The sequence below is a fragment of the Halobacillus sp. ABA4_118 genome, assembly GCF_056160205.1.
Genome location: NZ_JBSWWS010000001.1, coordinates 605,234 through 620,839, shown reverse-complemented (window position 1 = coordinate 620,839; position 15,606 = coordinate 605,234). Strand labels below are relative to the sequence as shown.

16 protein-coding genes are annotated in these 15,606 nt (G+C 49.2%); 12 read left to right on the top strand and 4 right to left on the bottom strand.

What is annotated here, in order from left to right:
* Positions 1 to 159 precede the first annotated feature (159 nt).
* Positions 160 to 417: a hypothetical protein gene (locus ACXAGL_RS03250; protein WP_474971020.1), complete on the top strand. Its 258-nt coding sequence runs from the start codon at positions 160 to 162 to the stop codon at positions 415 to 417.
* A 51-nt stretch (positions 418 to 468) separates the two neighbouring features.
* Here ACXAGL_RS03250 and ACXAGL_RS03245 read toward each other — a convergent pair whose 3' ends face one another.
* Positions 469 to 1,506, bottom strand: a complete 1,038-nt coding sequence (locus tag ACXAGL_RS03245) for an LCP family protein (protein ID WP_474989782.1) — start codon at positions 1,504 to 1,506, stop codon at positions 469 to 471.
* A gap of 177 nt (positions 1,507 to 1,683) precedes the next feature.
* Entirely contained in the window at positions 1,684 to 3,144 is a 1,461-nt protein-coding gene (locus ACXAGL_RS03240; RefSeq protein WP_474969468.1) for an APC family permease, read from the bottom strand.
* 376 nt (positions 3,145 to 3,520) lie between these two features.
* Here ACXAGL_RS03240 and ACXAGL_RS03235 point away from each other — a divergent pair, with 376 nt between their 5' ends.
* Positions 3,521 to 4,567, top strand: a complete 1,047-nt coding sequence (locus ACXAGL_RS03235; protein WP_474969467.1) for a glycosyltransferase family 4 protein — start codon at positions 3,521 to 3,523, stop codon at positions 4,565 to 4,567.
* A 39-nt stretch (positions 4,568 to 4,606) separates the two neighbouring features.
* Here the strand turns inward: ACXAGL_RS03235 and ACXAGL_RS03230 are convergent, their stop codons facing one another.
* The gene (locus ACXAGL_RS03230; RefSeq protein ID WP_474989780.1) at positions 4,607 to 5,629 is read right to left on the bottom strand and encodes an LCP family protein; all 1,023 of its coding nucleotides are present in this window, start codon (positions 5,627 to 5,629) and stop codon (positions 4,607 to 4,609) included.
* 16 nt (positions 5,630 to 5,645) lie between these two features.
* Positions 5,646 to 6,287 carry a YigZ family protein gene (locus ACXAGL_RS03225; protein ID WP_474969465.1) on the bottom strand — a complete coding sequence of 214 codons (642 nt, stop codon included), beginning with the start codon at positions 6,285 to 6,287 and terminating at the stop codon, positions 5,646 to 5,648.
* Positions 6,288 to 6,442: 155 nt separating this feature from the next.
* Here ACXAGL_RS03225 and ACXAGL_RS03220 point away from each other — a divergent pair, with 155 nt between their 5' ends.
* The 10 genes from ACXAGL_RS03220 (at position 6,443) to flgL (ending at position 15,578) form a co-directional block, all read left to right on the top strand.
* The gene (locus ACXAGL_RS03220) at positions 6,443 to 7,582 is read left to right on the top strand and encodes a sensor histidine kinase (protein WP_474969464.1); all 1,140 of its coding nucleotides are present in this window, start codon (positions 6,443 to 6,445) and stop codon (positions 7,580 to 7,582) included.
* A 164-nt stretch (positions 7,583 to 7,746) separates the two neighbouring features.
* Positions 7,747 to 8,424 carry a response regulator gene (locus tag ACXAGL_RS03215; RefSeq protein WP_027955040.1) on the top strand — a complete coding sequence of 226 codons (678 nt, stop codon included), beginning with the start codon at positions 7,747 to 7,749 and terminating at the stop codon, positions 8,422 to 8,424.
* A 401-nt stretch (positions 8,425 to 8,825) separates the two neighbouring features.
* Positions 8,826 to 9,671, top strand: coding sequence for a DegV family protein (locus ACXAGL_RS03210; protein ID WP_474971023.1), 846 nt, complete (start codon positions 8,826 to 8,828; stop codon positions 9,669 to 9,671).
* A gap of 200 nt (positions 9,672 to 9,871) precedes the next feature.
* Positions 9,872 to 11,146 carry an ATP-dependent helicase ComFA gene (locus ACXAGL_RS03205; RefSeq protein WP_474989778.1) on the top strand — a complete coding sequence of 425 codons (1,275 nt, stop codon included), beginning with the start codon at positions 9,872 to 9,874 and terminating at the stop codon, positions 11,144 to 11,146.
* On the top strand, positions 11,143 to 11,805 hold the full coding sequence (locus tag ACXAGL_RS03200; RefSeq protein WP_474989776.1) for a ComF family protein: 663 nt from the start codon (positions 11,143 to 11,145) through the stop codon (positions 11,803 to 11,805). Before ACXAGL_RS03205 ends, ACXAGL_RS03200 begins: the two co-directional genes overlap by 4 nt.
* Positions 11,806 to 11,880: 75 nt before the next feature.
* A complete protein-coding gene (locus ACXAGL_RS03195) occupies positions 11,881 to 12,294 on the top strand; it encodes a TIGR03826 family flagellar region protein (RefSeq protein WP_474989774.1) in 414 nt (137 codons plus the stop codon).
* Positions 12,295 to 12,371: 77 nt separating this feature from the next.
* Positions 12,372 to 12,635, top strand: a complete 264-nt coding sequence (flgM, locus tag ACXAGL_RS03190) for a flagellar biosynthesis anti-sigma factor FlgM (RefSeq protein ID WP_474969459.1) — start codon at positions 12,372 to 12,374, stop codon at positions 12,633 to 12,635.
* Positions 12,636 to 12,647: 12 nt separating this feature from the next.
* The gene (locus tag ACXAGL_RS03185) at positions 12,648 to 13,130 is read left to right on the top strand and encodes a flagellar protein FlgN (protein ID WP_474989772.1); all 483 of its coding nucleotides are present in this window, start codon (positions 12,648 to 12,650) and stop codon (positions 13,128 to 13,130) included.
* Between the two features lie 17 nt (positions 13,131 to 13,147).
* On the top strand, positions 13,148 to 14,689 hold the full coding sequence (gene flgK, locus ACXAGL_RS03180; RefSeq protein WP_474989770.1) for a flagellar hook-associated protein FlgK: 1,542 nt from the start codon (positions 13,148 to 13,150) through the stop codon (positions 14,687 to 14,689).
* 16 nt (positions 14,690 to 14,705) lie between these two features.
* Positions 14,706 to 15,578: a flagellar hook-associated protein FlgL gene (gene flgL / locus ACXAGL_RS03175; protein WP_474989768.1), complete on the top strand. Its 873-nt coding sequence runs from the start codon at positions 14,706 to 14,708 to the stop codon at positions 15,576 to 15,578.
* Positions 15,579 to 15,606 lie beyond the last annotated feature (28 nt).

Below are 15,606 nucleotides of genomic sequence, written 5' to 3'. Positions count from 1 at the left end.
ATGGGAAGAACGAAATTCAAAGATTAATGAAAGAGGCTTTCTAACCAACTAGGAATATCTGCCGTTTCCAATTTATTCTCCTTTTCTTATAATATGGGTAGAGCACCCTTCAAAAGGAAGGGCTCTTTGTCATTTTATACAGAGAGGATGTCAGGGGTAGTGCATGTAACCAAGCTTTTACTGGACCAGACAGAACTGCCGGTGAGCGGCCGGTGCAGCGTGCGGATTGACAAAACGATTGTCGTGGAACCTTTCAGACATTTAACAGAAGATACGTTCCGCCGGATATTGAAAGAGAAAGCCTTCATACAGCGTATTAAACTTGAAAGTGATGAAGAGGGATTTCCACAGGAGTACGAAGGTCCCTACACATCGAAACGGACCAACGGAATCTTGATTTTTACCAGGACAGCTTAAGGATACATAAAAAAAACTGACCACACCGGAGTATGGTCAGTTTTGCTGTGTTTATTCACTTGTATCATCCGTAGTGTTCCCGTAGGATCCGGAAGGCGTAATATCGAGAGCCTGCTGCAGTTTCTGCTTCGTTTCCTCTAGAGCCCCTTCGTCCGGGACGAAATAATACAACCCGTCTTCCAGACGCATGTCCTGTCCTTCAATCGTATAGGTTGTCGTCGAAGGATTTTCGGAAGACAGCGTTTTTTGGATGGCGTACAGTTCGGAGATCGTCAGGTTCGTACTGACACTGTCACCGAGGATATCCGCAAATTCACCGGCTTTGAGCAGATTGTCGGCAGAAAGGGCCTCATCAATGCTTGCCTGGATGAATTGACGCTGTCGCTCGTCCCGTGGATAGGATACGGCAACATCACGCTTTCTCATCCTCACAAAAGCGAGAGCTTCCTCCCCGTTCATCGTTGTTTCACCATCTTCAAATTCAATCTTCTTATCATAATCCAGGCTGCTTCGTTCCCAGAAGCCTTCCTTTACATCGATCGTGACGCCGCCCATCAGGTCGACAATTTCCATGAACCCTTCGAAATTGACGGACGCGAACTTATCAATCGGAATACCGAGGTAGTCCTCTACGGTTTCAATCGTCAGCTTTTCAGCCCCGTATCCGGAAACTTCCCCGAGTGAGTAGGCTGCGTTCAATTTGTGGGAGCCTGCATATTGATCGCCGACTTTATAGGCCGGGATGTCCACCTGCGTATCCCGTGGAATACTTGTCATCGTAATGTCCTTCGTATCAGGATCAAGAGTCATTACAATCTGGGTATCCGCACGGCCGGCGCCGCCTTCTGTCGAATAATCCTCAACACCCATCAGTAAAATTGAAATCGGATCATCGCCGATGTCCACAGCTTCATCCCGCAGGTCTGATTTTTCTCCTCTATCCAGATCTTCGTAAGAGGCGGTGTAGACTTTATTCACGTAATAAAAGCCACCACCGATCAGCAGCGACAGGACAAATAAAAAAACGACCCATCTTCTTATTCTTCTTTTTTTCCTGCGTCTGCGGACGCGGACGAGTTTTTTCGCCATTTGTTCCACCTCTGTTTTCTAACCTCTCAAATTCCCATTCTATCATAGATAAAAACGGGGGGAAGGCGTTCTTTTTGAGGATTGGGAAATTGTTAACTGGCTGTCATACAACGTCGTTTTTGTAGTGATTTTGTCGAAAAAGAAAACTCCCCGAAACATTTCCGGGGAGTTTTCCTATTATAATTCTTCTTTTTCTAAAATCAGATAGTTCATTTCCTTACGGCTGATTTCGTTGTAGCGTTTCGCATTTAATAGATAGAAGACGATGCCGATGATGATCCATACACCAAGAGCGATGTAGGATTCCTTCCCTAAGGCTGCCGGTGACCATGGCAGCAGAAGGAGAACGAGAAAGCCGATGGAGCTGATCATTCCGACCAGGGAAAGAAGCTTGCGTCCAGGGGAAACCGTGCTGGCTTTTTTCTCCGCCTTGGAATTCTCTGACCAGCGGAAAAACTTGTACGCCGTTGCGGTACAGAAAAAGTACGCGATGGCGACGCCGGTGGATGACATATCGACGACCCATAGCAGGGCTTCTCTGCCGAACCACGGAGCGACGAGACAGATCGTCATCGTAAACAGGATGCCGACATAGGGGGTTTTATATTTCGGGTGCAGCCTGCGGAAGATGTCCGGCAGAATGCGGGCACGTCCCATAGCAAATGTCAGACGGCTGGCAGAAATGTAAAACCCGTTCAATCCTGTGAAAATACCCATACAGACAGCAACAGCAATGATGAAGACGCCGGCGCGTCCGAGGTAGCTTTCAATCGCGTCACCGGTACCCCAGACCGACTGGGTGTCGTTGATCATCGCAAGCAGCTGCTGCCAAGGCATCGTACTGGCTGTAATCAGAATCATGGCGCTGTAGGCAACTCCTGCAGCGAGCAGTGACCAGATGATCAGGCTGAAGGCCTTTTTCGGTTCGAATTCAAATTCCTCCGCTGTCTGAGGAATGTTGTCAAACCCGACGTACGCGAACGGGGCAATGGCAAGAATCGTTAAAATGGATGCCATTGCGGTCTGATCCGGTGTAAATCCAGGGGAGATATTGGATACGCTTGGTCCGTCGGTCATGATGGCACCGATTCCAAGCAGGACGATTCCCGCAATCAAGATCAGGCTGAAAACAAATTGTGTCTGTCCGGAAAAGCTGGCACCGCGGATATTCAATAGAGCAAATACGATAAGGGCTAGAGATGCAATCGCGATCTGGATCATGGAAACATCATATCCAGCTACGGTATACATATTCCCTGTCTGAACAAAATCAGGGAAGAGGAATTTTGCCAGCAGTGCGAGGGCTGAGGCATTTAATGCAACAATACAGATATAGCCGAGCGTTAAAAACCATCCCGCCATAAAAGCGAACCGCCGGCCGAATCCTATATAGGCATAAGCGAATTCACCACCCGTAACAGGGAATTTTTCAATCAAAAATCCATAGCTGACGCCGATAATCATCATAAGAGCGGCGCCGAGTAAAAGGCCGAGAACTACACCGGCGGGGCCTGCCTGGCCGATCCAGTCTGTGGGGAGTACAAAAGCGCCCCAGCCAATCGCTGAACCGAAGGCAATCGCCCAGACCCAGTGGGGTTTTAACGTCTTTTCTAATTTTCTTCGTTCTCTAGTTGCCATAAACGAATAAGTCCTCCTAGTTAGATGTCAAAGATAACTTCCCTATTTTAGACAAACCAAAACGAAGGTGTAAACAAAAAAACCTCTATAAAGAAAAAGTCAGAAAAACGCAAAAAATGAAATGGGATTGTTAACAACCAGTTATTCCACTGACATAATCTGCTGATATAGTGGGGTTTGTGATGAAACCGGTCTAAATAGGTTTGAGGTGTGAAAAAATAGGCTAACGGAAATTTAGGAAATCGTTACATTGCCCCCCATATTCCTGTGATATAATTTTCTCGATTACAAACCTTAGTATGAACACAACAGATGGAAATTATCGATCCGCTTACAACGGACCGGAGAGGATATAATAAACCTGAGGAGGGTCTTTATGGAGTATAAGGCCTTGCTGTTCTGCCTGATCATTTCGCTGGCGATTACGCCGCTGGTCAAACGGGCAGCAATAAAAATAGGTGCGACGGATCAGCCGAACCACCGGAAAGTCCACAAAAATGTGATGCCGCGTCTCGGCGGTTTAGCGATATATTTAAGCTTTGCGCTGGGAATCGTCTTCTTTTTTCCGGAAAGTGAATTAACATGGCCTGTCCTTCTCGGTGGAACGATCATTATCGTGACCGGCGTGCTGGATGACTTGAAAGAACTGTCCGCGAAAATGAAACTCGCCGGACAGCTGCTTGCCGCAGGAGTCGTCGTCATCGGCGGTGTCCAGGTGGAATTCATCAACCTGCCCTTCGGCGGGGAGCTGGAGCTTGGATATCTCAGTATTCCGCTTACGATCGTCTGGATCATTGCCATTACAAATGCCATCAACTTGATTGACGGTCTGGACGGCCTTGCCGCAGGAGTATCAGCCATTGCGCTGTTAACCATTTCCGGCATGGCCATCACGATGGGGAATGTATTTGTCGTCTTCGCAGGCTTGATGATGCTTGGAAGCACCCTCGGCTTCCTCGTCTACAATTTTTACCCTGCTAAGATTTTCATGGGGGATACAGGTGCCCTGTTTTTAGGATTTATGATCAGTGTTCTTTCTTTACTCGGATTTAAAAATGTGACGTTATTCTCCCTTGTCATTCCTGTCATTATTTTAGGTGTGCCGATTTCGGACACGCTCTTTGCGATCGTCCGCCGGGTCATCCAGCGGAAACCGCTGTCGGCACCGGATAAGTCGCACCTTCATCATTGTCTGTTAAATCTCGGCTACAGCCATCCGGAATCTGTCCTGATGATTTATGCGGTCAGTGCCCTGTTCAGTCTCGCTGCCGTCATATTCTCACAGGCGACGATGTATGGAGCGGTTCTTGTCGTAGCTCTTCTAGCGCTGATGATTGAATTGATTGTTGAAATCACCGGTTTGATTGGAAAAGATTACAAACCGATTTTGAATATGATCCGCGGGGTCCGAACCCGTCGATAAAAAAAGCAGAAGGCTGGATGAACAGCCTTCTGCTTTTTTTTACATGGAATTGTTATTTTCGTCTCCGTTGGAAAAGCTGTCCACCTCATCGTCTTTAACGAGAGGGTTGGATAGGTTCAAGTGATCTTTGAGCGTTTGAGTGACGGTGGTGAGATCTTCTTCATTCACCTGGTAGTACCAGCCGTTACCAGTGAATCCGCCTTCTCCTGACAACTGCATTTTATCAAACGTAAAGCCGTCCTTCTGCAGGAAATAATCTTTGAAGGAAATCATTTCATCAAAGGTCAGGTTCGTTTTCATGTTGCTGCTCACAGAGGCGAGGATATCGTCAAAGTTGTTCAACCCTTTTGTGGACATCGTTTCACTGAAAATTTCCTGGATGAGCTTCATCTGGCGCTCCCCACGGGCAAGGTCACTGTCATACTTCCTTGTTCGTGCAAGAGCCAGAGCTTCTTCGCCGGTAATCGTCTGGTAGCCTTCCTGCAGCTCTACGGCTCCCGCTGTATCGGAACTGTTCTGCTCTGTCATATCAAATGGAACGTCGTAGTTGATGCCGCCGATGGCATCAACAACTTCCACAAATGAATTGAAGTTCAATCGGACATAATAATCGACAGGAACATCAAGCAGCTGCTCCACCGTCTTGACGGTAGCATCCACACCGCCGAAGGCATGGGCGTGGGCAATCTTATCCTCATAGCCGACTTCAGGGATATAGGTGAGTGAGTCCCGGGGGATGTTCAGCATCTTAATCGAACGATCATCCTGATTGAAGGTGGCCAGAACGAGGGCATCGGAACGGGCCGGCAGTCCTTCATCACCTGTACGCTTCTCACTGTCATCAATGCCGATGAATAACACAGACGTGTGATCTTTGGCAGGGTTCACTTCTTCCACGCGTTTATCCGACATGCCGCCTCGGTCCAGCTCTTTGTGGGATTCGGTGGCGGTTTCTTTCACCTGATCGGTTAAATAAACCGCATACCCCGCCGCTGCTCCGATGCCGGCAAGCAAGAGGAAAGCCGCTGCCCAGAGGAAGATGGTCAGCTTTTTCAGCTTCATACGTCAGTAAGCTCCTTTACTCCGGTGTGACGTCAAATTCTACGTAGGAGGTTCCGCCTCTTGTGATGTCCGCCTGACCACTTGTCAAATCGACCATCCAAGCTTCGAATTCCTCTTCCAGTCCGCTTTCTACGTATATTATTAATTCCACATTTTCCAGGTAATTAACCGTTTCTAGCGTATACGTCGAATTCCGCACTTCATTTTCCACTTTTCCGAGCAGGGTATAATCGATTTTCACCTTAATTTCCTGCATCAGCTGCCGTTGGACGACACCGGTCGTCGTAATGGCTTCAGAAGCAGTGGATCCGTAAGCGCGGATGAGACCGCCGGCCCCCAGCTTAATGCCGCCGAAGTAACGGGTAACAACGACAGCGGTATCCTTTAACCCGCGTTTTTTCAGTACTTCCAGCATCGGTACACCGGCGGTTCCACTCGGCTCCCCGTCGTCATTCGCCTTTTGGATCAAATCGTGTTCGCCGATCATGTAAGCGGAGCAGTTATGGGTGGCATCGCTGTGTTTCTTTTTGATTTCCTGAATAAAGGCCTGTGCTTCTTCTTCTGTTTCACAACGCTTCACATAACCGATGAAGCGGGATTTTTGTATGGTAACTTCTTCAGAACCCTCAGGTTTTACGGTATAATATCTTTCCAGCATCGTTGAAAACCTCCTAAGCTTTTATTATATCGAGGGGGGTTGAAATGGGCAAACCATACAAATAGTAGGATTGCGGCTGAAAAGTTGTACATAACCCCCATAAATGGACATGGGTCTTACGAATGATTATGTGAATATTGATGGAGGGACTTGTGATGAGCGAACAGAAAACGGGGGATATCGCCCTTGACCATATTATCGATGAGATGGTGGATACAGTCACCAACAGCAAGGATGAAATCTTTGAGATCGGCGAGGGATCCCGTCAGGAATATGAAAAGCTGTACGATGAACTGCAGGAAACGAAACGACAGGTGATTGCTTATATTGAAGAAGGCGATCAACTCGATCAGAAAGTTCGTTTTTCCCGCAAGCGTTTGTCCGAAGTAAGCAGTCAGTTCCAGAAATATTCAGAGGAAGAAATCCGCGAAGTCTATGAGAAAACCCATGCCCTGCAGATGGAACTCTCGATGAAAAGAGAAAAAGAGAAACAGCTGCGCTGCCGCAGGGACGACCTTGAACTCAGACTTCGTAAGCTTGAGGAAACGATTGGACGTGCGGAAGCGTTAGGCGGGAAAATTTCCGTCGTTTTGAATTACTTAACCGAAGATTTCAAACAGGTCAGCGATGCTTTGGAAACAGCGAAGGAAAAGCAGCAGTTCGGCCTGCAGATCATTGAAGCGCAGGAAGAAGAACGCCGCCGGCTCTCCAGGGAAATTCATGACGGTCCGGCACAGATGCTGGCCAACGTGATGCTCCGCTCCGACCTTGTAGAAAGGACCTATAAGAAACGCGGCATCGAGGATGCGATGCAGGAAGTGAAAAGTGTCCGCTCGCTCGTCCGGTCTGCCCTCTATGAAGTACGGAGGATCATTTACGACCTCCGTCCAATGGCCCTTGATGATCTTGGTTTACTTCCTACATTGAAAAAATACCTGGCGACCGTCCAGGATTACAATGATGGACTGACCATCACCTTCGCCACGTTTGGTAAGGAAGACAGGCTGGAATCCAAATACGAAGTAGCTCTGTTCCGCCTTGTGCAGGAGGCCGTCCAAAATGCGGTCAAGCACGCCGAAGCGCAGGAAATCAAAGTGAAAGTCGAAATCATGTCCACCAGTGCGATGATCATCGTGAAGGATGACGGAAAAGGTTTTGATACGAACGGGAAGAAGGAAAAATCGTTCGGCCTGATGGGCATGCGGGAACGTGTAGAAATGCTCGAAGGCGAACTGAACATCGATTCCAGCATCGGTGAAGGGACGATAGTCACAATCCATCTGCCATTAAATTGATAATTTTGTGAAAAACTATGTAAATGGACTTAAATCGTTTATAATAGAAAGCAGGATTAGGGTGTCATTTACAAACAAAACAAAAACAGAGATAGAGAGAGAACAAAGAATAGGTTAGGGGAACAAAAAACCATTCTATGTAAGAGAAACAGGAGGAAATGACCATGACGACCAGAATCGTACTGATTGACGACCATAAATTGTTCAGGGAGGGCGTAAAGAGAATCCTCGACTTCGAATCCAGTTTTGAAGTTGTAGCCGAAGGTGATGACGGGGATGCAGCACTGCGAATCGTCGAGGAACACCTGCCGGATGTAGTGTTAATGGACATTAACATGCCAAGCATGAACGGCGTAGAAGCGACAGCAGAAATTACGAAGCGGTATCCTGAAATGAAGGTCATCATCCTGTCCATTCACGATGACGAGAACTATGTCACCCACGCCTTGAAAACAGGGGCGCAGGGGTATCTGTTGAAGGAAATGGACTCTGATGCGCTCATCGATGCCATCAAAGTCGTCGGTGCTGGAGGCTCTTATCTGCATCCGAAGGTTACGCACAATCTAGTAGCGGAATACCGCCGTTTGTCAGAAAGCAAAGGAAGCAGCAGCTATCGTACGATCGAGTACCGCAAACCGCTTCATCTGCTTACCCGCCGCGAATGCGAAGTGCTGCAGCTGTTGGCGGACGGTAACAGCAACCGCGGTGTAGCAGAGGCCTTATACATCAGTGAAAAGACCGTTAAAAACCATGTCAGCAATATTTTACAGAAGATGAATGTGAATGACCGTACGCAGGCGGTTGTCACGGCCATTAAAAATGGCTGGGTGGAAGTCATTTAACGGTAGATTTGCTCCTTACTCAAGCTGTCCGGAACCTCCGGGCAGCTTTTTTCTTTGTCTGCATGACCAGGCCTGGTATTTCATTAAACAGGATGAGAAGGCTCTCATTCAGCAGGGTTCGAAGGGGGACGGGGAGACTCCTGCGGGATGAGCATGCAGGGTGAGGCCCCGCAAGGCGGAGCCTGAGGAGACTCAGCGCATGTCCGCGGAAAGCGACCTGTCCCCCGCAGAACCTGACTCCGACTTCGTTGATACAACAGGAATGGGAGTGTCTGACATCGGACATCTGCACAGTTTGTTGGTGCAATGGCAGCGGCCTTCATGTAAAATAGGGAAGGAGAAAAAAGAAAACTATCGTACATATAAGCATAGAGGAATTTTTTTATAAGGAGCTGGGTCGGATGAAAACAGCAATCATAACGGACAGTACGGCTTACCTTCCGAAGCAAGTAAGACAAGCCCATCATATACATATGGTCCCCTTAAACGTCATCTTTGGGGAAGAATCCTATCAAGAAGAGATTGATATCAACGCCGATGATTTTTATGACATGGTCAGGGAAGGCGGGAAGCTTCCGAAAACCTCCCAGCCGTCGATCGGCATCATGACACAAAAGCTCGAGGAACTGGCGCACAACTATGACGCCGTCATTTCCATCCACTTATCCAGCGGAATCTCCGGCACCTATCAGGCGATGATGACCGCCGGGGAAATGGTGGATGATATCGACGTCCACGTGTTTGACTCGGAAATCAGCTGCCACATGCAGGGCTTTTATGCGCTTGAGGCGTCGGATATGGCCGAGCGCGGAGCGGGTCCTGACGAAATTTTGTCCCGTCTGAAGAAAATGAAGGAAACGATGCATGCCTACTTCATGGTGGATGATTTGTCCCACCTGCAGCGCGGCGGCCGTCTGAACGGAGCGCAGGCATTTGTCGGCAGTCTGCTTCAGGTGAAGCCGGTGCTGCACTTTGTGGATACGAAAATCGTTCCGTTTGAAAAAATCCGTACGCGTAAAAAAGCGCTGAAACGGATCCTTTCCCTGCTCGCAGAAAAGGTGGAGGACGGGGGAGAGTACGAAGCAACCCTGATTCACGCCAACCGTCCGGATGAAGCTGCGGAATTGAAGAAAGAAATAGAATCCCGGCACGCCAATGTCCACGTGACATTAAGCTACTTCGGTCCGGTTATCGGCACCCACCTCGGTGAAGGGGCGATCGGCCTTGGCTGGTACCGTCAGTCCTGAGAATACGAGCCTGTCTGTGAGACTCAGGCAGGCTCTATTTTTCTAAGGAAGGTGACGCTGTGCTCCCGTATTTCCAACGAAAGAAACCTCAGGACTTCTCCTGGATCCCCTCCAATCCTGTTCCTCATCCACATCTCGATCTTGCCGGTAAACTCCTCCTCCCACATGAAATCCCCTACAGTGAAAAACAGATATTAACGTTGGTTTCGAAACGAATTTTAACGAAAACAGAGAGTATGGAGCAGCACCTGTTTCAAAAACGCTGCCGCCGCTGCGGGAACACGCAGGCCCATTTGTTTGCCGAACTCCCCCATACAACCTGTGGAAAGTCGTGCGTCTACTGCCGCAACTGCATCCAAATGGGACGTGTATTGGAATGTGAGCCATTGTATATAGGAAGCGCAAACGTCCAGTGGCCTCTCTATGAGGATCCATGTGTATGGGAGGGAACGCTGACTCCCGGCCAGCAGCGGGCGGCCGATGATTTGACCGCATTGGTTCAAAACGGCTCCGGGGAACACCTCATCTGGGCTGTCTGCGGAGCTGGGAAAACAGAAGTGCTTTTTCCTGCGATTACAAAAGCATTGGAAACCGGCAAAAGAATCTGCCTTGCCACACCGAGAACGGACGTTGTCCGTGAGCTGCAGCCTCGGCTGCAGAAGGCTTTTCCTGCAGTCGATACAGCGGCTTTGTACGGCGACAGTCCGGACAAAAACGGGCAGGCTCCATTTGTCATTGCCACCACCCACCAGCTTTTCCGATTTGCACATGCTTTTGACGTGCTCATTATCGATGAAGTCGATGCCTTTCCCTTTCACAACGATCCCACGCTGCATTTTGCAGCCAAAAGAGCGGCCAAGCCGGAGGCTGCGATCATTTATTTAACCGCAACGCCACGAAAAGAACAAAAGCGAAGGCTCCGCCAAAAATCCCTCCCTGTCACTTTCATCCCGAAACGATTCCACGGTCACCCGCTCCCTGTACCTGTGTTGAAGCTGACTCCGATGCTTCACCGCTCTTTGAACCGAGGAAAGCTTCCGCAGCATCTATCGAAAACCATCTCTGAACAGCAGACCACAGCCAGGCAGCTGCTGCTTTTTCTTCCTTCCATTAAAAAGGCAGAGGAAATCGCTGCTTTCTTAAAGGAAGAAGGGTATGAGGTGAAGTCGGTCCATGCCGAAGATCATCACCGGGCAGAGAAAATTCAAAGCTTCCGCAATAAAGAGTACCGCATCCTCGTTACGACAACGATTCTAGAGCGTGGCGTGACCTTCCCGTCGGTCGATGTATACGTCATCGATGCCGGTCATGTCGTCTTCGATGAAGCAGCTCTCGTTCAGATTGCCGGCCGGGCTGGAAGAAGCGCTGACGATCCGGATGGGGATGTGCGTTTTTACCACATCGGCAAAACGGATGAGATGCTGGACGCGGTGGAAGCGATCAAAAAGATGAACAAGCTGGGGCAGAAGCTGTGAACTGTTATCTCTGCTTTTCCCCCATCGTACCGGAAGTGAATTGGACAAATTTCCTGCTGCCGGTAATCAATAAGAAAATCTGCCGGACGTGTGAAGAAGAGCTTGAGGAGCTTCCTGCTGAACGCTGTCCGATGTGTTCAAGAGCAGGAGAGGGTCTCTGCGGTGACTGCTCGCGCTGGGAAGAGACGCTTCCTGGTGTCCTTGATCAAAACGATTCGGTGTTTACGTACAATGCTTTTGCCAAAGAGCTTGTCGCCAAATGGAAATACCGCGGCGATTACGTGGCTGTGGAAGCTCTTGAAGTGATGGTGAAGGAAAAGTGGAAGGGGCTGAACCTGGATGATGATCTGACTGTCTGCGTTCCTTTGAGTTCGGAGCGGGAAAAGGAGCGCGGCTTTAATCAATCCGGGAAGATCATTGAAATGGTCGGAAAAGAACCCGCGCATCTTTTTAAACGCATTCACGGGGAAAAGCAGTCGAAGCGGAATAGACGGGCGAGGCTGGAAGCGGACAACCCCTTTTCTCTTGTGAAACCGGTAAATCAGCCGGTTATCATCGTTGATGACATTTATACAACCGGAAGAACGATCCGTCATATGGCCTCGCTGTTGAAAGAAAGCGGCTGTCCCGAGGTGCGGTCATTTACAATTTTTCGATGAATCTGTCTATGAGACTTTTGAATCTTATTTTTTAACCGATATAATAAGAAAGAGAGTATAAGGGGGACCATCGGCATGGGAGAATTAGCGAACTGTCCGCGCTGTAATGCCATATTCATAAAAGGAGCGGCCGTCATCTGTCAGGCATGCGTAAAAAAAGAGGAGCAGGACTTTCAGACGGTGTATACGTTTCTAAAGAAAAAATCCAACCGCACGGCTACGGTCAATGAAATACAAGCAAAAACCGGCGTTTCCAAGAAGCAGATCCGGGAATTCGTAAAGCAGAAAAGGCTGCACCCTTCGCAGTTTCCTTCCTTGGAATACGGATGTGAGAAGTGCGGATCCCCCATTCAGGAAGGACGCATCTGTTCCAGCTGCAGCAGAGAACTCGGAGCAGAGCTGGAGCAGGTAACGCGCAACGAGGAGTTTGCTGATCGGATCAAGGAAAAAGTGTCTCGTAAGACTTATTACTCAGTGGGAAATGATTAATTTGGATGATGGATGGAGCGATTCCTTTTCCGATATATAGAGTATAACGAAACGGACACGTAAGTGAGGTGTATCTAATGAAAATCAATCGACCGCATCATACTCAGATGAACCCTTATCAAAAACAGTTGAATCAGCAGGCAGATGTCAAAACTCATCAGGCGAAGGATAAGCTGGAAATCTCTCCGCAGGCGAAGCAGATGCAGGAGAATGATTCGGTATCTCCGATGCGACAGAAACTCGTGGAACAGATCAAGCATGATGTGGATACGGGCAATTATCAGGTGGATGCCCAGGCATCAGCGAAAAAGATGATCGATTTCTTTTCAAACAAAGAATAAAGGAGCATCACAATGACGATCGGTACCATCATAACTCTCATGAACAAACTGACTCAGCTGCATAAAAGCCTGCTTACGGTATCGCACACCAAAACAGAGGCGTTGAAGCATAATGAAACGGACAAAATGCAGAAGCTGCTGCAGCAGGAGCGGAAGCATGTACAGGCTGTGAAACAGATGGAAAAGCAGCGGACGGAAGCGGCGGCCGAGTGGTTTAAGGAGAAGGGGCATACGGGACAGGACGAGACCGTTTCCGCAATGCTCCAGCTTCTTTCAGGTGAGGAAAAAGACGAGCTGCAGCGTGCGTATGAAGCGCTCATCTTCGTTTTCTCTGATTTGAAACAGCAGGAGGCTTTGAATGCGGAGCTCATCCAACAGTCGATGCAGTTTATCAGCCTGTCACTGAATACACTGGAGCCGTCCATCCAGTCGTTGAATTACGGAAATCAAAAGCAGGAAGCGCCGAAGCGCTCCCTGTTTGATTCGAAAGCTTAAATAGAGGAGCAGCACATATGACATCTACGTTTCACGGGCTTGAAGTAGCCAAACGCGGCTTGTTTACCCAGCAGGCTGCCTTATACACAACCTCTCATAATATCGCCAACGCCAACACCGAAGGATATACGAGACAGCGGGTCAATTTCGAGCAGACCGGTCCATATCCTGCCGCCTCGAGAAACCGTCCGGAAATCCCCGGTCAGATGGGAAGCGGTGTGCAGGCAGCTTCCATTGAGCGCGTGCGTGTCGGTTTTCTTGATCAACAGTACCGCGGGGAAGCCAGTAAAGCGGGCTATTATGATTCACGCTCAGACGCTCTTGCGCGTCTGGAAAGCGTCATGAACGAACCTTCCGAGGACGGTTTATCCAGCACGATGGACCGTTTCTGGGGAGCTCTGCAGGATTTGTCCGTGAACCCGGAAGATTCAGGCGCCCGTTCTGTCGTCCGGCAGCGCGGCCAGGCGGTGGCCGAAACGTTCAACTATCTTTCCAACACGATCCAGACGATGCAGAAGGATGTGAAAACGGAAGTGGGCGTCACGGAAAAGTCGATCAACTCCATCGCCAACCAGATTCATAATATCAATGAGCAGATCAGTGAAGTCGAGCCCCACGGAATGGTTCCGAATGATTTGTATGATGAGCGTGACCGCTTGATCGATCAGCTTTCCGAGCACGTCAACGTACAAGTGAGCTATGAGGAGACGTCCACATCTGCCAGTCCGCTGGCTATGGGGAGAGCGACGATTTCCTTAGTCAATCAGGATGGTAAAGCGATGAACCCGCCGGCCACCCTTGTAGACGGAACTGTCGGTGGCGGCGTGAATGAACTGGATGTCACCTATGGCGCAGACAGCGCTCTCGCTACAGGAATGGCAATAGGGGGAAACACGAACACTATTGAAGAATTTTCTTCCCCCGGAAAATTGAAAGGCTTAATCGAATCCGGTGGGTATGTGCAGGCCGGAGAGAAAAAGGGCAGCTACGAAAACATGCTCTCGGATCTGGACCGGATGGCCACAGGCTTTGCGGAGGCATTCAATACCGTTCATCAAAACGGGGAGTCTTTGAACAGCATCAATAATGGAACGACTGTACCGAAGTTTTTCGATATCGATATGTCACAGGCAAACAATGACGGCGTCGTGGAAGGCATTGCAGGGACGTTGGATTTAACGGATGAAATCAAAGCCGACGGCGACAACATCGCAGCAGCGGTGACGAATGAGTCGGGGAACGGTGAAAACGCTCGGAATCTTGCTGAAGTGAAGAACGATAATAACGCCCTTTTCGGGGAGGAAGCGTCCCTTTCCAACTTTTATGAATCCATCATTGGTACGATGGCCGTGGAAACGCAGGAAGCGGAGCGGATGTCGAAGAATGCCGGCACACTGCAGGCTTCTGTGGAGGAGCAGCGGCAGTCGGTCAGCTCTGTCTCCCTCGATGAGGAAATGGCCAATATGATCAAATATCAGCACGCCTATAATGCGGCCGCCCGTAACATTACGGTCATTGATGAAATGCTGGATACCATCATCAACCGGATGGGCGTCTAAGAAGGGAGGATAACCTATGCGCGTAACTCAATCGATGTTAGCCGGCAATATGCTGCGTAATTTAAGCAGCAGCTATGAAAACATGGGCACCTATCAGGATCAGCTGGCGACCGGGAAGAAGATCACCCGCGCCTCGCAGGATCCTGTTGTTGCGATGAAAGGCATGAATTACCGCTCCCAGCTTTCCGGCGTGGAACAGTATAAGCGGAACATCAGTGAAGTGCATAATTGGATGGACAGCAGTGATTCTTCTATGAATGAAGCCACACAGGCGATGCAGCGTGTTCGAGAGCTGACGGTTCAGGCAAGTAACGGCACGTATGAAGGAGAACAGCTTGCCAACATCGCAAAAGAAATCCGCCAGTTGAAGGAGCATGTCGGAAGCATCGCCAACACGAAGGTGAACGATAAATACATCTTTAACGGCACCAATACGACAGCCGCACCGGTCAATATGGATAACGCCGCTTTTACGATCAATCAAAGCGCAAGTCCGGTCATGATCGAAGTGTCGGACGGCGTCCGGATTCAGACGAACGTGAACGCCGGTAACGTATTCAACGAAGATTTATTCAACGACCTTGAAAGCTTCGCCAATGCTTTGGAAAGTGGGACAAACCTTGATGAATTTCTCGGTAAATTCGATGGTCATATCAACAATATCGTCAATGAGCGGGCCGATCTCGGCGCGCGGATGAACCGGGTCGAGCTGATTGAGGACCGTCTGGCGACTCAGGAGGTATCGGCCTCCAAGCTCGTCTCCGATAATGAAGATGCCGACATTGAAAAAGTCATCATGGATTTGAAAACACAGGAAACAATCCACAGGGCCGCTCTCGGTGCTGGCTCACGCATCATCCAGCCGACGCTGATGGACTTTCTAAGATAGGCTGCTCCCTGAAGGGACAGCCTGCTTT